Source organism: Streptococcus gwangjuensis (assembly GCF_028156745.1).
In the GTDB taxonomy this organism is placed as follows: Bacteria; Bacillota; Bacilli; order Lactobacillales; family Streptococcaceae; genus Streptococcus; species Streptococcus gwangjuense_A.
In genome coordinates, this window is sequence record NZ_JAODJG010000039.1 from 1 (window position 1) to 20,926 (window position 20,926).

General features: G+C 39.9%; 21 protein-coding genes and 1 tRNA gene. 2 read left to right on the plus strand and 20 right to left on the minus strand.

The genetic code is table 11. The features are described from left to right. Nucleotides 1-212: 212 nt before the first annotated feature. Nucleotides 213-284: transfer RNA gene (locus tag N5909_RS08150), tRNA-Glu, on the minus strand. 58 nt (nt 285-342) lie between these two features. Continuing rightward, complete coding sequence (gene rlmD, locus N5909_RS08155; protein ID WP_120719195.1) at nt 343-1,698, minus strand: 23S rRNA (uracil(1939)-C(5))-methyltransferase RlmD; 1,356 nt, start codon at nt 1,696-1,698, stop codon at nt 343-345. A gap of 37 nt (nt 1,699-1,735) precedes the next feature. Between rlmD and recX the strand changes: the two genes are divergently transcribed. Together recX and N5909_RS08165 are read left to right on the plus strand one after the other, a co-directional pair. After that, the gene (gene recX / locus N5909_RS08160; protein WP_033681363.1) at nt 1,736-2,512 is read left to right on the plus strand and encodes a recombination regulator RecX; all 777 of its coding nucleotides are present in this window, start codon (nt 1,736-1,738) and stop codon (nt 2,510-2,512) included. An 88-nt stretch (nt 2,513-2,600) separates the two neighbouring features. Continuing rightward, nucleotides 2,601-3,134, plus strand: a complete 534-nt coding sequence (locus N5909_RS08165) for a DUF402 domain-containing protein (RefSeq protein ID WP_000775316.1) — start codon at nt 2,601-2,603, stop codon at nt 3,132-3,134. A 70-nt stretch (nt 3,135-3,204) separates the two neighbouring features. Here N5909_RS08165 and N5909_RS08170 read toward each other — a convergent pair whose 3' ends face one another. The 18 genes from N5909_RS08170 to N5909_RS08255 all read right to left on the minus strand — a co-directional run bounded on the left by N5909_RS08170 (nt 3,205) and on the right by N5909_RS08255 (nt 20,757). After that, nucleotides 3,205-3,972, minus strand: coding sequence for an epoxyqueuosine reductase QueH (locus N5909_RS08170; RefSeq protein ID WP_000567569.1), 768 nt, complete (start codon nt 3,970-3,972; stop codon nt 3,205-3,207). 123 nt (nt 3,973-4,095) lie between these two features. Further along, nucleotides 4,096-5,718: a chaperonin GroEL gene (groL, locus tag N5909_RS08175; protein ID WP_020902493.1), complete on the minus strand. Its 1,623-nt coding sequence runs from the start codon at nt 5,716-5,718 to the stop codon at nt 4,096-4,098. Between the two features lie 15 nt (nt 5,719-5,733). Beyond that, nucleotides 5,734-6,018 (minus strand): co-chaperone GroES, encoded by a 285-nt coding sequence (gene groES, locus N5909_RS08180; RefSeq protein ID WP_000917323.1) that lies wholly within the window; start codon nt 6,016-6,018, stop codon nt 5,734-5,736. A 283-nt stretch (nt 6,019-6,301) separates the two neighbouring features. Further along, nucleotides 6,302-6,697, minus strand: a complete 396-nt coding sequence (locus N5909_RS08185) for a single-stranded DNA-binding protein (protein ID WP_000282442.1) — start codon at nt 6,695-6,697, stop codon at nt 6,302-6,304. A 77-nt stretch (nt 6,698-6,774) separates the two neighbouring features. Next, nucleotides 6,775-7,536 (minus strand): SDR family NAD(P)-dependent oxidoreductase, encoded by a 762-nt coding sequence (locus N5909_RS08190; RefSeq protein ID WP_033681362.1) that lies wholly within the window; start codon nt 7,534-7,536, stop codon nt 6,775-6,777. A gap of 41 nt (nt 7,537-7,577) precedes the next feature. Continuing rightward, nucleotides 7,578-8,204 (minus strand): YtpR family tRNA-binding protein, encoded by a 627-nt coding sequence (ytpR, locus tag N5909_RS08195; protein ID WP_033681361.1) that lies wholly within the window; start codon nt 8,202-8,204, stop codon nt 7,578-7,580. A 15-nt stretch (nt 8,205-8,219) separates the two neighbouring features. After that, nucleotides 8,220-8,537: a thioredoxin family protein gene (locus N5909_RS08200; RefSeq protein WP_033681360.1), complete on the minus strand. Its 318-nt coding sequence runs from the start codon at nt 8,535-8,537 to the stop codon at nt 8,220-8,222. Then, on the minus strand, nt 8,534-8,833 hold the full coding sequence (locus N5909_RS08205; RefSeq protein ID WP_033681359.1) for a DUF4651 domain-containing protein: 300 nt from the start codon (nt 8,831-8,833) through the stop codon (nt 8,534-8,536). Before N5909_RS08205 ends, N5909_RS08200 begins: the two co-directional genes overlap by 4 nt. Before the next feature lie 90 nt (nt 8,834-8,923). After that, nucleotides 8,924-10,000 carry an N-acetylmuramoyl-L-alanine amidase family protein gene (locus N5909_RS08210; RefSeq protein WP_033681358.1) on the minus strand — a complete coding sequence of 359 codons (1,077 nt, stop codon included), beginning with the start codon at nt 9,998-10,000 and terminating at the stop codon, nt 8,924-8,926. 119 nt (nt 10,001-10,119) lie between these two features. Further along, nucleotides 10,120-11,727 (minus strand): CTP synthase, encoded by a 1,608-nt coding sequence (locus tag N5909_RS08215; protein ID WP_033681357.1) that lies wholly within the window; start codon nt 11,725-11,727, stop codon nt 10,120-10,122. Between the two features lie 342 nt (nt 11,728-12,069). Then, nucleotides 12,070-12,657 carry a DNA-directed RNA polymerase subunit delta gene (gene rpoE / locus N5909_RS08220; RefSeq protein ID WP_000418401.1) on the minus strand — a complete coding sequence of 196 codons (588 nt, stop codon included), beginning with the start codon at nt 12,655-12,657 and terminating at the stop codon, nt 12,070-12,072. Nucleotides 12,658-12,961: 304 nt separating this feature from the next. Next, complete coding sequence (locus tag N5909_RS08225) at nt 12,962-13,360, minus strand: hypothetical protein (RefSeq protein WP_033681356.1); 399 nt, start codon at nt 13,358-13,360, stop codon at nt 12,962-12,964. Beyond that, nucleotides 13,357-15,261 (minus strand): ATP-binding protein, encoded by a 1,905-nt coding sequence (locus tag N5909_RS08230; RefSeq protein WP_049515935.1) that lies wholly within the window; start codon nt 15,259-15,261, stop codon nt 13,357-13,359. Before N5909_RS08230 ends, N5909_RS08225 begins: the two co-directional genes overlap by 4 nt. Continuing rightward, nucleotides 15,251-16,309, minus strand: coding sequence for a DNA cytosine methyltransferase (locus N5909_RS08235; RefSeq protein WP_033681354.1), 1,059 nt, complete (start codon nt 16,307-16,309; stop codon nt 15,251-15,253). The genes N5909_RS08230 and N5909_RS08235 overlap by 11 nt, the downstream gene beginning before the upstream one ends. Nucleotides 16,310-16,409: 100 nt before the next feature. Continuing rightward, nucleotides 16,410-19,061: a valine--tRNA ligase gene (locus N5909_RS08240; RefSeq protein WP_271631114.1), complete on the minus strand. Its 2,652-nt coding sequence runs from the start codon at nt 19,059-19,061 to the stop codon at nt 16,410-16,412. After that, nucleotides 19,054-19,632, minus strand: coding sequence for an AAA family ATPase (locus N5909_RS08245; protein ID WP_033681352.1), 579 nt, complete (start codon nt 19,630-19,632; stop codon nt 19,054-19,056). Before N5909_RS08245 ends, N5909_RS08240 begins: the two co-directional genes overlap by 8 nt. Beyond that, nucleotides 19,632-20,192, minus strand: a complete 561-nt coding sequence (locus N5909_RS08250; RefSeq protein ID WP_271631115.1) for a GNAT family N-acetyltransferase — start codon at nt 20,190-20,192, stop codon at nt 19,632-19,634. The genes N5909_RS08245 and N5909_RS08250 overlap by 1 nt, the downstream gene beginning before the upstream one ends. After that, complete coding sequence (locus N5909_RS08255; RefSeq protein WP_271631116.1) at nt 20,179-20,757, minus strand: flavin reductase family protein; 579 nt, start codon at nt 20,755-20,757, stop codon at nt 20,179-20,181. Before N5909_RS08255 ends, N5909_RS08250 begins: the two co-directional genes overlap by 14 nt. Between the last annotated feature and the right edge of the window lie 169 nt (nt 20,758-20,926).

The following is a 20,926-nucleotide window of genomic DNA, read 5'->3' on the forward strand; positions in this document are numbered from 1 at the left end:
TGACAGATTTATTGTTTTTTCATTGTTCAGTACTACAACAATTGTTGTAGTGCCCTGCACATTGGTTCGTCTTGTTCAGTTTTCAAAGGTCTTTGCCACTCGCTTCTCTCAAGTGACAACTATATTAGTATATCACAGTCGCTTTCGCTTGTCAACACTTTTTTGAAACTTTTTTAACTTTTTTCATCAAGTGCTTCAACCACAACATACCATAGTCCGTACGGGATTCGAACCCGTGTTACCGCCGTGAAAAGGCGGTGTCTTAACCCCTTGACCAACGGACCAGAGTTGTTTTCAACTCTTACTATTATACCCACTTTTTAAACTTTGTCAACTACTTTTTTAAATTTTTTTAATTAATTTTACCACTGCTTCAGTTCGAGCGGTGTGTGGGAACATATCGACCGACTGAATATAATGGATATCATAGACTTCTACTAACCTTACTAAATCACGGGCCAAGGTCGAAACATTGCAAGAAATATAGACCATTTTTTCTGGTACATAGGTAAGAATTGTATCTAATAACTTGTCATCCAGACCTGTACGTGGTGGATCTACAATCAAAGCATCTGCTCGGTAGCCTTCCTTATACCAGCGAGGAATAATCTCTTCTGCGGTTCCTGCTTCGTAATGTGTGTTGTCAAATCCCATTCTTTTAGCATTTCGCTTAGCATCTTCAATGGCTTCTGGAATAATATCCATACCTCTGAGTGTTTTAACTTTCTTTGCGAAGGCAAGTCCAATCGTTCCAACTCCACAATAAGCGTCAATCAAATTGTCTTCTTTATCAACATCCAGCGCTTTTACCGCCTCGCTATAGAGGACTTCTGTTTGTTCAGGATTTAGTTGATAGAATGCTCGAGGGGATAGTGAAAATTCATAATCAAGAACACCTTCTTGAATACTCTCTTCTCCCCAGATAATCTCTGTCTTCTCACCATAAATCTCACTGGTTTTAGCCGTATTTGTATTCACAGCTACTGTCACAACTTCTGGAAAATCTTTAACTAAATCTTTTACTAGTTGGGTTAAATTAAGCTGACGGTTTGTAACAATAATAATCTGAACCTGTCCAGTCTTTCTTGCTCGTCGGACCATTATAGTTCTAACACCTAGAACTTTTCTCTCATCCGTAATTGGAATCTGGTGATAAGTAAGTAATTCTGCTAGACGATTAGCAATCACTTGGGTTTCCTTGTCTTGTACCAGGCAGTCTTTCAACTCTACTAAATAGTGAGAGTTTTGTGCATATAAGCCCGCCTTGACCTGATTTTTAAATTTTCGAGTCTGAAACTGTAACTTAGCACGATAGTACTTGGGTTCCTGCATTCCAATCGTCGGGCGGATTTCATAATTTTCATATCCTGCAGGGGCAAATTTTTTTAGCGCTTGGTGAAGTAAGTCCGTCTTGAACTCCAGCTGCTTATCATAATGCAGATGCATGATTTGGCAGCCTCCGCATTCATTGTAAATAGTACAAGCTGGTACAACACGGAATTTAGACTTCTTGTTAACCTTTAGTAATTTTGCTTCAACAAAGTTACGTTTAATAGAAGTAATCTGACAATAGATATCTTCTCCTTTGAGAGCACCAGGCACAAAGACTAAGGTTTTTTGATAAAAGCCGATTCCCTCACCATTAATTCCCATGCGCTTGATTTTTAATGGTATTTTTTGTTTCACTTTCAGATTCATACCCCTATCTTATCACATTTTGAGTTATAATAGAACTATGAAAATCACAAAACTTGAAAAGAAAAAAAGACTCTATCTGATGGAGCTTGATAATGACGATAAATGCTACATTACTGAAGATACTATTGTTCGTTTTATGTTATCGAGAGATAAGGTTATAAACCAAGAAGAATTGAAAGAGATACAGAACTTTGCCCAATTTTCTTATGGTAAGAATCTAGCCCTCTACCACCTATCCTTTAAAGCTCGCACTGAAAAAGAAGTCAGAGAATATCTGAAAAAATACGATATTGATGAAAACATCCTTTCTCAAGTCATTATTAATCTTAAAGAAGATAAGTGGATTAATGATGACCAGTACACCTATGCTATCATCAATGCCAATCAACTTTCAGGAGACAAGGGACCTTATGTACTGACTCAGAAACTAACACAAAAAGGGATTTCAAAATCTACTATAGAAGAGAACTTGAAAGAATTTGATTTTTCTGAAGTTGCTCAACGTGTAGCTAATAAACTATTGAAAAAATATGAGGGAAAACTTCCAGCTCGTGCCATGCAAGATAAGATAATCCAGAACTTGACCAACAAGGGGTTTTCCTATTCTGATGCTAAAAGTGCCTTTGACGACTTGGATAGTCAAGTTGACCAAGAAACGACTCAGGAACTCATCTTCAAGGAACTTGATAAGCAATATGCCAAGTATGCCCAAAAATATGAAGGATACGAACTTAAACAGCGTTTAACCCAAGTTTTAGCACGAAAGGGCTATGATTTTTCGGATATAGCAAGCGCTCTCAGAGAATATCTTTAATATTTTCATGTAAAATTGACAGATTTTAGGTAATTTTATGGTACAATAGTAAACGATAAACTTATAAATTGTAGAAAGTTGGTTAGTTATGAAACTTCCAAAAGAAGGCGACTTTATTACAATTCAAAGTTATAAGCATGATGGGAGTCTCCACCGAACTTGGCGGGACACCATGGTACTAAAAACAACAGAAAACGCCATTATTGGTGTCAACGATCATACACTGGTTACCGAAAGTGATGGTCGTCGTTGGGTCACTCGAGAACCGGCTATTGTTTACTTTCACAAGAAATATTGGTTTAATATCATTGCCATGATTCGCGATAATGGAATTTCCTACTATTGCAATATGGCTAGCCCCTACTATCTGGATGAAGAAGCACTGAAGTATATTGATTACGATTTGGATGTTAAAATTTTTACAGATGGGGAAAAACGTCTCTTGGACGTTGAGGAGTATGAGCGTCACAAACGTAAAATGAATTATTCTGATGATTTGGACTATATTTTAAAAGAACATGTCAAAATTCTTGTTGATTGGATTAACAATGGACGAGGTCCTTTCTCAGAAGCCTATGTAAATATTTGGTACAAGCGCTATGTAGAACTAAAGAATCGGTAAAGTTGTCAAACTAGGGTGAAAGCCCTGGTTTTTTCATTTGAAAAACCCAACTTTTCAGCTGGGTTGGTCTTTATATATCTAATTTCGTAACAGTAAATTTGATGTGGGAATAGTCTTTTTCAACATCCTTATCAAGCATGAACGCTGTGGCGTCCTTCTTAACTTGAACCAGATCAATATTCTGGGCTTGGGCTGCATAAACGCATCCGCAATAACATTGACGGTAGATGTCATACTCTTCACACATCTCCACTGAACGTTTGTAACCCTGATTTTTCTTGAAATCACTTGGGAGATAGTGGGTTGTGTAAATTTTTTGCACATCGATTCCGATGCTGTTAATAGTTTGAGAATTCTTATGAGGACTGATGGTCAAAGCTGAACCAAAGTAGTCAAATCCTAAATCCATAGCCACTTGCGCTGTCTTATCCAGTCGGTAGTCAAAGCAAACCTTGCAACGGTCGCCACCTTCTGGCTCTTCCTCTAGTCCTCTAACTAATTTTCGGTATTCATTTGGCTCGTAGGGAGCTTCTAGATACTGGACCGTATTTCCTGTCCGCTCATTGAAATCACTGACAAATTTCTTGGTAACATAGGCGCGCTTATGGTATTCTGCCTTGGGATGGATATTGGAATTGGCAAAATAGATTGTCACGTCAGCGTATTTGGTTAGGTATTCTAGGGTATAGGTACTGCAAGGGGCACAGCAAACATGCATGAGAATGGTTGGCCGTTGCTCATTTTTCTCCCATACTTGGACCATCTTCTGCATGACACGGTCATAATTAATCTTCTGATTGGGGTTCATCTTGCTCAGAATCTCTTCTACATCGATCATGTTCTTCTCCTTTTTCTAGTCTTATTTTATCATATAAGTTAGGAGAGCTCAAATCAATTTAGAAATGAACATCATAAAAAGGAGGAATAGGCATTCCCTCCTTTTGTGTTTTCTATAGAAAGCTTACATCATGCCGCCCATCATGCTTGGATCCATTGCTGGAGCTGGGGCTACTGGTTCTGGTTTATTGGCTACGACTGCTTCTGTAGTCAAAATCAAGCTGGCTACAGATGCTGCATTTTGTAGGGCTGAACGACTAACCTTAACTGGATCGATAATCCCTTGATCAATCATATTGACCCACTCACCAGTTGCTGCGTTGAATCCTGTACCAACTTCAGCATTTTTCAAACGATCGATAACGATAGATCCTTCAAATCCTGCATTGTGGGCGATTTGACGAACAGGTTCTTCCAAGGCACGGAGAACAATATTGCGACCTGTCGCTTCATCTCCTGTCAATTCCAAATCAGCTACAGCTGGGATAACATTTACAAGAGCTGTTCCACCACCTGCAACGATTCCTTCTTCAACAGCTGCACGAGTAGCGTTAAGGGCATCTTCGATGCGAAGTTTCATCTCTTTCAACTCAGTTTCAGTTGCGGCCCCGACCTTAATAACCGCTACACCACCTGACAATTTGGCCAAGCGTTCTTGTAATTTTTCACGGTCAAATTCAGAAGTTGTAGTTTCGATTTGAGACTTGATAACTGCAACACGATGAGAAATCGCTTCAGGATTTCCCGCACCTTCTACTATAACCGTGCTATCTTTGTCCACAGTTACTCTCGCTGCTTGACCAAGGGCTTCAATTGTCGCGTCTTTCAACTCAAGACCAAGATCTTCTGTGATAACTGTTCCGCCTGTTAAAATAGCGATATCTTCAAGCATAGCTTTACGACGATCACCAAAACCAGGTGCTTTGACAGCTACCACGTTGAAGGTTCCACGAATCTTGTTCAAAACAAGAGTTGGAAGGGCTTCGCCATCCACATCATCCGCAATAATCAAAAGTGGACGATTGCTTTGGAGAATACTTTCTAGGAGTGGCAAGATTTCTTGGATATTTGAAATCTTCTTATCAGTAATCAAAATGTATGGATTTTCAAGATCAGCTACCATTTTTTCGCTATCTGTTACCATGTACTGTGAAAGGTAACCACGGTCAAACTGCATACCTTCTACAACTTCAAGCTCTGTTTCCATACCACGTGACTCTTCGATAGTGATGACTCCATCTTTGCCAACTTTTTCCATGGCTTCAGAAATGTATTCACCGACTTTTTCAGAACGAGAAGATACGGCAGCAACCTGAGCGATGGCTTCTTTATTGGCAACAGGGATGGCATTGTTTTTCAAGGCTTCTACTGCTGCTGCAACTGCTGTTTCAATTCCACGACGGATGCCGATTGGATTGGCACCTGCTGTGACGTTTTTGATGCCTTCACGGACGATTGCTTGGGTCAATACCGTTGCAGTTGTAGTCCCATCACCTGCGATATCATTGGTTTTAGAAGCTACTTCTGATACCAATTTGGCACCCATATTTTCAAAATGGTCTTCCAATTCGATTTCTTTGGCAATAGTCACACCGTCATTGGTAATCAAGGGTGAGCCAAATGATTTTTCAAGAACGACATTGCGACCTTTTGGTCCCAAGGTTACTTTAACAGTATCTGCAAGAATATCAACACCACGAACCATAGCTGAACGGGCATCTGATGAAAATTTAATTTCTTTTGACATACTTACTTTCTCCTTCTATTCTTCAATGATTGCCAAGATGTTAGCTTCGCCAACGATGATGTACTTTTCATCGCCATCTTTGACATCAAGACCTGCATGGGCTTCAACTAAGACACGATCTCCAGCTTTAACACTTGGAGCAACCAAGTCACCGTTCAAGGTACGAACACCTTGTCCAGTAGCCACAACTTGGGCTGTTTTGGTTTTTTCTTGGGCTGAGCCTGCAAGGACAAAGCCACCAACAGTTTGTTCTTTTTCTTCGATTTTCAAGACCACACGGTCTCCTAATGGTTTCAACATCTGATTTCCTCCATAATGAGATAGATATCATTAGCACTCTTTGTATTCGAGTGCTAATTCATAATTCTATTGTATCACTTGGTCAAAAATAGTCAAGAAAAAAGTCTGACTTTCTCAAGATAAAAAGCCTGAGACCAACTCAGACTTTTCAATATTTATACTAGTGAAAATTAGGAAACTAGCCGCAGGCTGCTAAAAACACTGTTTTGAGGTTATAGATAAGACTGACGAAGTCAGTTACCTATACCTACGGCAAGGTGTAGCTGACGTGCTTTGAAGAGTATTAAAATGGCAATTCCTCCTCTTCCAAAACCAAATCCGCTAGGTCTTGACCTGCATTATTTTCACGCATAGCACGTTGGGCACGACTTTCCAAGAGTTGGAACCCTGTCACAAGGACTTCAGTCACATAATTCATTTGACCATTTTTCTCGAAACGACGGGTACGAAGTTCTCCATCCACTGAAATGAGACTACCTTTGGTTGCGTAGCTTGCCAATGTTTCTGCTAATCTGCCCCATAGGACCATATTAACGAAGTCAGCTTCGCGTTCCCCGTTTTGGTCTTTGTAACGACGGTTCACAGCGATAGTTGCTCGCGCTACTGACTTGTCATTGTTGGTTTTGTGCAATTCTGGTGTAGACGTTAAACGTCCAATCAAGATAACTTTATTATACATATTTTCTTCCTCCTACTTATCTATTCGTAGGAAATCAAAAAAAGTTACAGAAATTTGTAACTTTTCGAAGAATTTTTTTACTTTTTATGAACCATGAAACCTGTCGCCTGTTGATTGGCCATAATGGTCATATCTGTAATCTGCACACGACGAAGTTGACTGGTCACATAGACTACTGTGTCGGCAATATCCTGGGCTTGCAAGGCTTCTATTCCTTGGTAAACGGACGCAGCCCGTTCTTTATCACCATGAAAACGTACTGTCGAAAAATCTGTTTCAACAATTCCAGGCTGAATGGTTGTCACCTTGATGTCTGTTGCGATGGTATCGATTCGAAGCCCATCCGAAAAGGTCTTAACTGCTGCCTTGGTGGCTGAGTAAACAGCTGCTCCCGCATAGGCATAGATTCCTGCAGTAGAGCCCATGTTGATGATATGTCCTTGATTGGCTTTTACCATTGCTGGCAAGAAACAGCGAGTGACTGCCATCAAACCCTTAACATTGGTATCCAACATAGTCAACATATCTAACTCTTCATAGTCCTGATAGGGTGCTAAACCTAGAGCTAGTCCGGCGTTATTGACCAAGATATCAATCTGCCCTATCGTTTCTAGAATATCGGAGCAGACCGTCTTTACCATGTCCATATCCGTCACATCTAATGAAAAGGTCCAAATTGTTTGATTTGGGAAGGATTCTACAAACTCCGACTTAAGGGCTTCTAGTCTGTCTGTCCGTCGTCCGGTTAGAACGACATTCTCACCCTGCTCCAAATAAGCACGCGCAATCGCTTCACCGATTCCTGATGTCGCTCCTGTAATCACTACATTTTTTGCCATCTTATTTCCTTCTAGCTGGTCTATCAGATACTAACAAGTTCCTAAGCAGTCCAGTGCTTAGCTGGGTCGAATGGTGTTCCGACAACTTGGTCTTCTGATAACTCAATAACACCACGTTTTTGCGGAGCATTTGGGAGATACAATTCACGAGGGCTGCACATCATCCCAAAACTCTTTTCACCACGAAGTTCGCCTGGGAAAATGAGGTTACCTTTTGGCATCATAGCACCTGGAAGAGCGACAATGGTTTTCAGACCGACACGCGCATTAGGAGCACCTGCAACAATTTGCACAGTCTTATCACTTGCGACTGCAACTTGGCAGATATTGAGGTGGTCACTATCTGGATGAGCTACCATCTCGATGATCTCACCGACAACAAACTTAGGTTCTTTGTCATTGATAATTTCTTCTGCAAAGCCTTCCACCTGCAATTCTTGGTTCAAACGAGCGACTTGCTCATCTGATAAAAAGACTTGACCGCGCTCTGCAATTTCAAACCAACTGGAAACTTCGAAAATATTCCAGGCCACTGTTTCACCGTTTTCTTTGAGGAAAACACGAGCCACCTTGCCTTTGCGCTCCACGTCCAGTTTGGCATCTCCACTGTTTTTCACGATGACCATAAGGACATCACCGACATGTTCTTTATTATATGTAAAAATCATTATTTCTCTTTTCTCCTATTTCAGTCCTGCTAAAAAGTCATTGATTTGTTCCTTGCTTTTACGGTCTCGATTGACAAAACGACCGATTTCCTTGTCTTTTTCTAGAACAACAAGGCTAGGAATCCCGTAAACATCCCAGAGTTTGGCTAAATCCATGTACTGGTCTCGGTCCACTCGAATAAAGGTGAACTCTGGATTGGTATCCTCAATTTCAGGCAAGGCAGGATAAATATAACGACAATCGCCACACCAGTCTGCTACAAAAAGAAAGACCTTCTTGCCCTCTTTTTCCACTAAAAATGCTAATTCTTCTAAACTTGCTGGTTGTATCATAAGACTTCCTCCTCATAGACTAGGTCTTCATTTTCATAGACAAAGGTATAATGACGGCCATCCTCAAAAACAACCCCTCCGACAAGTCTTTCTAGACTACTTTCATAAACTTGAACATAGAGGGTCGCAATTTCCCCCATGTCTGAAAAGTGGTCTCGCACAATCGCTGTCAACTCTTCCTGAGTCTTCATGAGCTTATGGTCATCTGCAACTTTTTTCGTAGCAAGGGCAAGGCTCCCAATACCAAGCAGAGCCAGACCTGCCATCCACATTTTTTTAGCTTTCATACCATTCATTTTAACACAAAAAAGTCTTTAGGACAAATGAGGAAGCAGCAGAAAAGCAAGTAAAAAGCCTCTTCCTTAAAGGAAAAGGATTTCTTATATTTATTGCCAGGCGCCTGAGTTACCAACGTAGTAACCATCAGGCGTGTAGGTATTGCGAAGCATCTTACCTGATGAAGCCAGATAATACCACTTGCCATTATCTTTGACCCAATCATTCGCTAACATGGCACCAGAAGAACTTACATAATACCATTCTCCCTTGTCATATACCCAAGTGCTTGCTTTCATAGCTCCTGAAGTTGATAAATAGTACCACTTGCCTTGGTCGTAAAGCCAATCACTAGCAATCATGGCTCCTGATGATTTAAAGGCATACCAGTTGCTACCTTGATATAGCCAAGTTTGATTGAACATGACTCCTTTATCATTCATAAAGTACCAAGTCCCCTTGTCATAAACCCAATCCTTCTGCACTAATTGACCTTGTTTTTGATAGTACCAGTTTTGGTTTGATTTTAGCCAGCTTTCTGCTTTTACAATCGGATAAAGCTCTTTGAAAGATCCTCCATCATCATATTTGTGACTGATAGATTTTAGTTTTTCAAGTTTCAACTCGCCATTGCCATAGTCTGCCCAAGCAAAGACTTTTTGACCATTGAGAGTCTCTGGTAAGGTAGCAGTGTAAGTCTTGGTTTGATAATCCCATTTAGCATTGAGGTAGGTGTATTGATCATTTGATTCTTCAATACGATAGTAGCCTCTCTTTCCACCTTCATGATGTACATCGTCAACCACTTTAGTGGACCAGATCTTCACTTCGTTTCCGCTCTTAGCTTCTACCTTGATATCTCCTCTATAGCCATATGGAACATAGAAATTCAGGTAACGCCCCTCTACACCCATCATAGACTTGTCCTTTTCTTGACCTAGGAAATTGACAGTCTGATTTTGACCATTGAGACTAACCGTCCACTCGATTTTTTCAGTTTTTGGCAAATCCAAGACTTTGATATCCACTTCATGACCATTGTTAAACCGAAGAATCTTGCCATCTTGATACTGCACTCCACACTTAACAACCCATTCTTCTTTAAGCTCAAATGCCTGCCCTGAATGTGGAAAAGCCAGTAAAGCTAGACCAGCTAGAGATAAACCAAATAATGTGATTTTTTTCATTGTAGTTCCTCCTTAGTTGTTGTTATGTTAATTATATCACTATGTTTTTATTTTGCAACTCATATCCTAAATATGCAAGCAAAAAACCTCTGAGATTCTTCTCAAAGGTTCTGATTTTACTAATTGCTGTTCTCAACTGCTGCAGTGACAAAGGCAGTGTAGAGTTCTTCTGGACGGTTTGGACGGCTTGATAGTTCAGGGTGATACTGACATGCTACAAAGAATTTATTTTCAGGGATTTCAACGATTTCGACTAAACGATTATCTGGAGAAACTCCTGAGAAGACAAAGCCTGCTGCCTCAAACTGCTCACGGAAGTCGTTGTTAAACTCATAACGGTGACGATGACGGCGTTGCACCACTTCTTGATTGTGATAAGCAGCTGCTGCCTTAGAGCCACGTTTTAACTTAGATGGATAAAGTCCCAAACGAAGGGTTCCACCCATATCCTCAACGTCAATCTGATCACGCATGATATCAATGATAGGGTATTTTGTTTCTGGTGCAAGCTCTGCAGAATTGGCACCTTCAAGACCTAAAACGTGACGAGCAAACTCGATACAAGTCAACTGCATTCCCAAGCAGACACCCAACATAGGAACATCATTCTCACGCGCATAGCGGATGGCTTGGATTTTCCCTTCTGTACCACGTTGACCAAAACCACCTGGTACGATGATTCCGTCAGCATCAGACAAAAGCTCTACCACATTCTCTGCTGTCACATCATTGGCATTGACCCAATTGATTTTAACTTCTGCGTCATTGGCATAACCAGAGTGTTTCAAGGCTTCGACCACTGAGATGTAGGCATCTTGCAACTCTACATACTTACCGACAAGGGAAATCTTAACTTGTTTTTTCAGGTTCATGACCTTGTCCACCATGGCTGACCATTCTGTCATATCTGCTACTGGTGCGTCTAATTTCAAATGGTCACAGACAATTTGGTCCATACCTTGCGCCTGCAAGTTCAATGGAATTTGGTAAAGGTGTTCAACATCCAACGATTCGATAACGGCTTCTGGTGCCACATCACAGAACTGAGCCAGTTTGTTTTTAATTCCTTGACCAGCTGGCTCTTCTGTACGAATAACCAACATATTTGGCTGGATTCCCAATCCACGCAATTCTTTTACAGAGTGTTGAGTTGGTTTGGTCTTCATTTCACCAGCAGCCTTGAGGTAAGGAAGCAAGGTTGTATGGATATACATGACATTATCCGCACCCACATCCGCCTTCATCTGACGAAGGGCCTCTAGGAATGGCAAGGACTCGATATCTCCTACTGTTCCACCTACCTCTGTGATAATGACATCAGAGTCGGTCGTTAGAGCGGCACGCTTGATTTTTTCTTTCAAAGCATCTGTAATATGAGGAATGACTTGAACAGTTGCCCCAAGGTATTCTCCACGGCGTTCCTTACGAAGCACTTCACTGTAAATTTTACCAGTTGTCACGTTGGAATATTTGTTAAGATTGATATCGATGAAACGCTCATAGTGACCCAAGTCCAAATCTGTCTCAGCCCCATCATCTGTCACAAAAACTTCCCCGTGCTGGTAAGGACTCATGGTTCCTGGATCAATATTGATATAAGGGTCAAACTTTTGAATAGTTACTTTGAGACCACGATTTTTCAAGAGACGGCCCAGACTCGCTGCAACAATCCCTTTCCCAATAGACGATACCACACCACCAGTTACAAAAATATATTTCGTAGACATAGATTCCTCTTTCTAAAATGCTCAAGGCCTTGTTAACTACGAGGGGACATAGAAAACAAGACCCTACTAATAAGAATAATCTGGGATGACTGCACCAGATTCACAACAAATACTCTTCGAAAATCAAATTCAAACCACGTCAGCTGCGCCTTACCGTACTCAAGTACAGCTTGCGGCTAGCTTCCTAGTTTGCTTTTTGATTTTCATTGAGTATAAAATACAAGAATATAACTTCTTGAAAAAACAAAAATAGCTCCCTAAGAACTAGGGAGCCCCGACCTCCAAAAGAGGTGCCCGAACAATATGATACCTAAAAATAGGATAATTGTCAATAGCTAACTTTTACTCCTCGATGTTTTCAGCATCATCATCTGAAAACTCGTCGTCGTCTTCGTTGAGATCCACGTCTTCACCCAAGTCATCTGGGGCGATTTCGTTGATTTCTGCATCATAAGCTTCCACTTCGTTTTTCTCATCATCTGGATTTTCATCATCGTATGAAAGAGCTGGATCTGCTTCGTATGCATCTTCGTCTTCTGGATCATCTGCATTGTAGTCAATAGCATCTGAATCGCCATCCATGAAGGCATTGACGCGTTTTTTCTTAGCTTTTGGCGCTACTTCATCGTCATCATTTTCTTCAAGAGCGATAATTTCTTCGTCGATTTCGTCCACACCATACCATGAACGAAGACCCCATTTGTTGTCTCCAAGTGAGATGAAGCTACCGTCAAAGTTCAACTCTGTGTAGAACAAAGGCAAGGCTTCACGGATATCGCTGTTTGATGTTCCAAGATAGTTTTGAATTTCGTTTACAAGATCGCTAAAATGCATCTCATGGTCGCGACCACGAAGTTCCAAGATAGCACGCGCTACCTCAATCATAGATAGTTCACTTTTTTCTTGCCCAGCAAATACTTCTAATTCCAAAGCGTTTCTCCTCATTTATACTACTATCGCCAGAGCAAACAGACTCTGACCTCATTTTATCATTTACTCTTTATTTTACGATAATTTTGCAGAATAGTCAAAGGTTAAGGGGGAGAAAGTTAGTTGATTTGAACTGGGTAACTTCTCACAGTAACTTCCACTTGCCTAACCGAAGTGGAAATTAGTCTAAAACGGACTTTTATTTCTTTGCTACCCAGCCGATGGAGTCAATTAGTGGGATAAATTAAAAATAGATAAACAAACTAGATTCGATACATAGTAAGTTGTTTTCTAATTCTCATCGCTAATTCCCATTGCATAGAAGTAATAACGTAATCAACAGAAGAGGCAGATATATCATTATTTCTGATACCGAAAACAAGGAACTATAAAATTTAACCTTGGCTTTGTATTGTATAATATTCATTGACAAATCTGATTCTTCAGTCACGTTAACTATTATATCGTTATATAATTTTCTAAAAAGACGTTCTTGCCATAAATAGTATGAATCTAAGACCCAAAAAAATATTATTGGAATAAGATAAATAATCATATTATTTCTAAAATTATCTTTTTGTAAAAAAACAAATAATCCAACTAATACTGTAATAGTCCAACCCTTAATTGCAAATGAATTTTGCGCCATCCGACTAATCGTTGACTGAACTATATCTATGTGTTTTAATTTTGATTCTTTCATAGTATTATCTCCCTATTATTTATTTTGCAATCAAATGAACTTTCATCAATAATAACTCCATTATTATTTTCAAAATAATTCCTATTTTCTTCAAAAGACCTAATCTCTTTATTAAACATTGAGCAAATAGAATCTACCAACGCATACAAAACTCTAAAGTGATTTTCTGTTGTAAACGCTCTGTTGTCTTCTTTATCTAAATAAATACTAGGATACGTGCTGGAGATATTCAAAGGCGGTTCAGGATTGGTTTTTCCAGCTTTAATAATTCCATGCTTAGTCTTAACAACCCAACCGGCTCCTATTTCCTGTAAAACCCCAGGTCTTTTAGAAGAACTGTCAGAGTATACATATAGCACATAAATTTCTTTCTTTGAATAACTCTTAATAAAAAATTCTCTAAGATATTCGAAAACATCTAGTCCATATGGCACAACTGAATTGTAACTAGGATCACTTGTATAAATAATTTCATCTGAAGAGAATCCATTCAACAATAATAAGCCATATAAAATATTGTTTAATAGCTGATCACTTCTAGTATGACTAATTAAAATTTTTCTACTATCTTGATCTGTCGCGATTTTTTTAATTCCCAAATCTGTAAAAATCTTTTCTGCATCTCTTTTGTTAAAACTCTGAGTTTGGATAACCTTTTCCATATACTCAATTGACGTCTCTACCTTTTTAGATAACAATTCCTCTTCTTTTATTTTTTTCTCCTTTTTACTTTTTTCAGAATTTTTATTTTTAGCTTTAATTGCCTTTTCTTTCAATTGTAAAACTTGGGTAAGGAGCTTTTTAGCCTCTGCAAGGAAAATTTGAAATCTGATATCATCAGTTTTATACCCTTGCCTGTTGCTTAATGCCATGTCAGGTAAATTAGTTTCCTCAAATTCATCAACATACAATTGACCTACAACATAAACTTCATTCAGTCGATTTTGTCCAATTTCATTTAATATATTAAATTGACCCAGTTTTCCATTTGAATAAATCGCTAAAAAATTATCAGGAAAATCCGAAGATTCTTTTGCTTTTAATCCTCTGGTTGTATGGTATGTCCCAATCCAACCTTCTATCTTCAATTCTCTATTTTCTTGCTCTCCTTGATTGTTATTTATTTTATAAGAAAGAGTTCGAGGTGGTTCTTTTTTCAGATTATTTTTTGCATACTTTGGTGCAGCCTTTTCAAATTTATCTAAAATAGTATACTTATCCTCTCCTAACAACAATAGAGAATCTAACGATGTCGCCAATGAATCCACGAAATTATCTAATTTTTTATTAATACCATCTTTTCCCTTGATATGGAGTACAAATGGATTTTTAGGATTTGAACTTAACTGAGGGAAAAACTTAGCTAGATTATTTTTTACTGTTATTGTCGTAGCAGGTAGATTGAATTCAGAATTCAACATCTCAATCCTAGTTCCTGACTCAGAAATATTTGAAAATGTGATTTCTGATTCTAAGATTGGACGAAGTTTACCATCTTTGGGGACATTTCTTGTTAAGACAAAACCAGATAATTCACCATTTGATTTAGTTTTTACATTAACCTCAGTTGAAACAGCCAAAGCCGCAAGTTTACCTATTCCTTTTCTTCCCATTTTTGGCCTGTGAAATTTCTTACTTTTAGCATCTATTTCACTCACTCTCGTAGTTTTTGCAACCTCAAGATATCTATTTAAAGTTTCATCATAAGTCATTCCTTGACCATCGTCTTCAATAATAATAGAATCTCCAGATAAATCTACCCAAACATTTTCCGCATCAGCATCATAGCTATTAGCAATTAACTCAGCTAAAATATAATAAATATTTGTATATAAACTTGGTCCCAATAATTCCAATATTTCTGGGCTTATCCGAATAGGGTACTCTTTTTCAAAAGTCATTTATTTCCTCCAAATGTCTAAGTATACTCTTACCAATCACTTCTCCTAATTTTGGAGGTACTGCATTACCTATTTGTAATGCCACTTGAGATATTGGATAATTACTTCCTTTTTCAGGATTTACAAACTTATAATTTAATGGGAAAGTCTGTAAAAGTGCTCCTTCACGTAGACTTAAAGCCCTATCTTGTTCCGGATGACCAAATCTTCCGTTCCCTATTCCAGGAAACTGAGTAGTAATAGTATTAGCTGGTTTATCCCATTCTAAACGACCATAAACTGAACTAAATGACTTTCCACTCTCTTTCTTATATGCTTCTAAAAGAAGCTCATCATCCCAATCTCTCCATGTTCCTCCTGGTTTAGATTGTCTAATTCTTCTTAAGTTTAAATCTGACAAATTTCTACTTCTATGTAGTGGATCATGTTCATAAGTCTCCCCTGCTTTTATTTCAGGTAGTTTTCCTATAGTATCCCTCAGAGTAATATAAGTGTCGGAATCGAACTCTGGTTCAATAAATGAAATATCTCCAAATTTTGATGCAAGCAAAAGTAACCGTTTTCTCATTTGTGGTACTCCATAGTCTGGAGCATATACTACTCTATAACTAACCTTATAGCCATTCTTTTTCAATAGGCTTTGAAAACGATGGAATACTTCTCTTTTTTGAATTTGCGGAACATTTTCCATTGACACAATATCTGGTTTTACAAGTTCAACTTGTTTACCAAAACAATCCAAAAGGTCCATCTTCTTTATTGTATTCTTATTATTCTGATATTTATGACTGTACGTTGAAAATGGTTGACAAGGAGCACAGCCAATCAGTACTTTTATGTCAGTATCTGATGGATATAACCCTAAAATTTCATCGTCTTCAATTGCATTAATATCCTTTAAAATAAATTTTGCATCATTGTTGTACTCGTAAGCAAACTTACTTTTTTCATCAATATCATACCCAGCCACAACATTGATACCTGCCTGCTGAATGCCATACGTTAGACCGCCTACACCGCAAAATAAATCAACTGCATTTATTTTCATATCGGCCTCCCTTTTTGTTTTTACCCTTAATTCTACCATAAATCAACTAAAAAAGCAGTTCTGATATTAGCTTAATTATCAGAATCTGCTTAATGTTTATTTATTTAACGAGTTTCTTCATCTCATCAATACGCGCTACGGTCGCATCATATTTCGCTTGGTAGTCGGCTTGTTTGTCGCGTTCTTTTTGGACGACTTCTGGTTTGGCGTTGGCTACGAAGCGTTCGTTAGAGAGCTTCTTGCCGACCATATCCAATTCTTTTTGCCATTTAGTCAGTTCCTTGTCGAGACGAGCCAGTTCTTCTTCGACATTGAGGAGGTCTGCCAGTGGCAGGTAGATCTCTGCTCCTGTGATGACGCTTGACATCGCGAGTTCAGGTGCAGGGATGTTTGATGCGATTTCCAAGTGCTCTGGATTTGTGAAGCGTTTGATGTAGTTGACATTGCTGTTAAAGAAGGCTTCCAAGTCGTTGTCGCTTGTCTTGACAAGGATGGTGATTGGCTTGCTTGGTGCTACGTTTACTTCCGCACGCGCATTACGAACAGCACGGATCAAGTCTTTGAGGCTTTCGACACCAGTGTGGGCAGCGAGATCTTCAAAGGCTGGATTAATAGTTGGGTATGCTGCTGTAACGATAGAACCTTCTGAGATTTGTCCAAAGATCTCCTCTGTCACGAATGGCATGATTGGGTGAAGAAGACGAAGGATCTTGTCCAAAGTGTAAAGGAGAACAGAACGTGTGATGACTTTCTCTTCTTCATTATCGCTGTAAAGAACTTCCTTGGTCAACTCAACGTACCAGTCCGCAAACTCATCCCAGATGAAGTTGTAGAGGATATGTCCAGCTACACCAAACTCAAACTTATCAAAGTTGGCAGTTGCTTTTCCGATAGTTTCATTGAGGTTGTGGAGAATCCAGCGGTCTGTGACATTCCCAGCTTCCTTATTGACAACTTTTTCGACATTGGCAGTTGCTTGCTCAAGGGTCAAACCTTCATTGTTCATGAGGATGTAGCGAGAGATGTTCCAGATCTTGTTAATGAAGTTCCATGAAGCATCCATTTTCTCGTAAGAGAAGCGCACGTCTTGGCCTGGTGCAGAACCGTTTGAAAGGAACCAACGAAGGCTATCTGTTCCGTACTTATCAATAACATCCATTGGGTCAATCCCGTTACCGAGAGATTTCGACATCTTACGTCCTTGCTCATCACGAATGAGACCATGAATCAAGGCATTTTTGAATGGCGATTTGCCAGTAAATTCCAAACCTTGGAAAATCATCCGAGACACCCAGAACGGAATAATATCATAACCAGTCACCAAAGTTGATGTTGGATAATAACGTTTAAAGTCTTCTGAGTCGACATCAGGCCAGCCCATGGTAGAGAATGGCCAAAGGGCAGAGCTAAACCAAGTATCTAAGACGTCTTCGTCCTGAGTCCAACCGTCACCTTCAGGTGCTTCTTCGCCGACATATATTTCCCCCTCAGCATTGTACCAAGCAGGGATTTGGTGACCCCACCAGAGCTGACGAGAGATTACCCAGTCATGGACATTTTCCATCCATTGAAGGAAGGTATCGTTGAAACGAGGTGGGTAGAATTCTACCTTGTCGTCTGTGTCTTGATTGGCAATGGCATTCTTAGCCAATTGGTCCATCTTGACAAACCATTGAGTAGACAAGCGGGGCTCAACCACAACACCTGTACGCTCTGAGTGACCAACACTGTGGACACGTTTTTCGATTTTAACGAGGGCACCGATTTCTTCCAACTTAGCAACGACTGCCTTACGAGCTTCAAAACGGTCCATGCCTGTAAATTCAAAGGCCAAGTCATTCATGGTTCCGTCGTCGTTCATAACGTTGACTTGTGGCAAGTTGTGACGTTGACCAACCAAGAAGTCGTTTGGATCATGGGCAGGCGTGATTTTCACGACACCAGTACCAAATTCAGGATCTGCGTGCTCGTCTCCAACGATTGGGATGAGTTTATTAGCGATTGGAAGGATGACGTTTTTTCCAATCAAGTCCTTGTAGCGTGGATCTTCTGGATTGACCGCAACGGCAACGTCCCCAAACATGGTCTCAGGACGAGTTGTCGCAACTTCAAGGGCGCGAGATCCGTCTTCCAGCATGTAGTTCATGTGGTAGAATGCACCTTCGACATCCTTGTGGATAACCTCGATATCAGAAAGGGCTGTGCGGGCTGCTGGGTCCCAGTTGATGATAAACTCACCGCGGTAAATCCATCCTTTCTTGTAAAGGTCCACAAAGACCTTGCGAACGGCTTTTGACAATCCTTCGTCAAGAGTGAAACGCTCACGAGAGTAGTCTACAGAGAGCCCCATCTTGCCCCATTGTTCCTTGATAGTAGTGGCATATTCGTCTTTCCATTCCCAGACCTTGTCGAGGAATTTTTCACGACCTAGGTCATAACGTGTAATGCCCTCTCCACGCAAGCGCTCCTCAACCTTAGCCTGAGTGGCAATCCCCGCGTGGTCCATACCTGGAAGCCAAAGGGTGTCAAAACCTTGCATACGTTTTTGACGGATGATAATATCTTGCAAAGTTGTATCCCAAGCGTGACCCAGGTGAAGTTTACCAGTTACGTTTGGTGGTGGGATCACGATTGAATAAGGCTTAGCCTTTTGATCGCCTGAAGGCTTGAAAACATCCGCATCAAGCCATTTTTTGTAACGACCAGCCTCAACTTCGGCTGGATTGTATTTAGGTGAAAGTTCTTTAGACATGTGTTTGTCCTTTCTCTATTGTATTCATTTTATTTTGAATTTGCTTAGCAGCTTCTTCTGCTGATAAATTCGTATTATTTATTTTAAAGTAGTGGTGCAACTCATTCGGTTGATGTTGAGAATTTAATTGAAGTGTTTCAGCAGTCTCTAAAATTTCTCTTTCAGATATCTCAATATGCCGTTTCAAGGGCTTGTGCTTCAACCGGTTCTCCGTTTGATTTCGGCGTATGCGCTCTTCAAGACTTGTTTCCAACTCAACAAACAGAATCTCTTGATGATAATCATTCAACAAACTCTGAATTTGCTTTAAATATATCAGATGATACTGATTTGAAAAATCAATTACGTCTGTTAAAATTACTGATCGCTGATTTCTTGCACTTGCTCCAAGGAAAGAAAAGGTAATTCCACGAACAAATTCCCACATTTCCTCTGTAAAGTCCTGATAGATTTCTAGTGCAAAATCGATAGCTTGATGGTTATAAAATAGGGTAGCATCCGTCAGTCGAGATAATTCTTGACCAATGGTCATTTTTCCTGATGCTGGAGCACCAATGATGAAAAGATGCATCAAACTACCTCCCACTCACTTCTCAGCAAACCATATATCAGACTGTCACAGCGGTTTCCTTGAACATCTTTACGGTCTCGGATACGAGCTTCGAGGGTAAATCCAAGTTTCTCTGCGACTCGTTGACTTTGGACATTATAATCAAAACAAGTCAATTCAATCTTGTGAAGACCCAAATCTTTAAAGGCTAAATCGACCAAGGCACGCGCTGCTTCTGGTACATAGCCTCGACCCCAATAGTCTGGATGCAAGGTATAGCCAAGCTCTAGCACATCATCCGCATGGCGATGGTTGAAGTCAACAGAACCAATGACTTTATCGGTTCCTTTGACGACAATTCCATAGCCCGCTGGGAGATTGTTCTTTTGATTGCGTTCTGGAAGAATATGCTCCAGATAATAAATCTCATCTTCCAAGCTCTTGACGGGCGGAAAGCCTGCTGGGTAAGAAACTTCTGGGAGACTAGCATAGTCAAAGATATCCTCTGCATCCGCCACTGTACGGACTCGTAAGACCAGACGCTCTGTTTCCAAGCGTTCTGGTAACTCAGCTCTTGTCATCTTTCTTCCTCGCTTTCTTGATAAAGCTTCCCATGGGATTGACTCGGCCATCTAGATAACGATAAACACGCTGATATCCATCTCCCATGAAATAGATTGGGGCAAACAGTTCATTTTTAAAATGTCCCTTTTCATCCAAGAGTTCAGGATTAGCAAGTCGGTCCAGAATCTTAGCAAAGATGTGGCAGATTCCATCTTCTTCGATAATCCGATCCACTTGGCAATCCAAAACGACTGGACAAGATTCCAAAATCGGAGCATGAGTCTGTTCAGAAATCTCATAGTCTAGTCCCAGATGTTTCAATTTCTCTCGATGACTGATAAAGCCGGCCTGCTCCATCGCAAGCATAGAAGTTTCATCAGGAATATTTACGGTGAACTTCTGATAGTACTTTATCTGATCAGCCGCATTTTCCTCAGCACCAACACCGATGACTAGCCAATCTCCCAGACTATAAGAGGAGCTACAGGTCGTTATATTGTGTCCAAAATTCTGATCCTGATATCCCAAAATGAAGATAGGAAAACCATAATAGAGTTTACTTGTGTTAAAAGATTGCTTCATAACAACCTCCTTTGACCAAGATACAAAAGAAAAGCCCTGCCATCTATATGACAGGGACGAATGTGCTATCCGCGGTACCACCCAATTTCGGGCAAAGCCCGCAACTCTTGTCTTTAAAATAAAAAGACAGTAATATTTCATTTTTCATCCATCAGTAACCAGTTTTGAC